At 68.0% G+C, this 244-nt stretch carries 1 protein-coding gene; it reads left to right on the top strand.

Features of this window, described 5'->3' with window-relative positions; translation table 11 throughout:
* Positions 1-244: V-type ATP synthase subunit C (locus HKX41_12940; protein ID NNC25040.1), on the top strand; the 244-nt coding region annotated here is incomplete at both ends.

The following is a 244-nucleotide window of genomic DNA, read 5'->3' as shown; positions in this document are numbered from 1 at the left end:
CTGGAAAACGCCGTCGACAGGACGTTCTACGACACGCTCCTCCGCGGGCTGAACGCCGCGACGGAGAGCGGCACGCGGGAGTTCGTGAAGTTCCTGCAGGCCGAAGTCGACTTCCGGAACGTCCGCAACGCGTTCCGCCTCGCACGCAGCGGCGCGGACATCGACCCCTCGGAGTACTACATCGAGGGCGGCCGCCTCTTCGAGGCCGCCGAACTCGCGTCGCTCGTCGAGAACCGCGACGAGC

It is taken from the genome of Salifodinibacter halophilus (assembly GCA_012999515.1).
In the GTDB taxonomy this organism is placed as follows: domain Bacteria; phylum Pseudomonadota; class Gammaproteobacteria; order Nevskiales; family Salinisphaeraceae; genus Salifodinibacter; species Salifodinibacter halophilus.
Note: the sequence above shows the minus strand (reverse complement) of the source record. Positions and strands in the feature narration are given on the sequence as shown.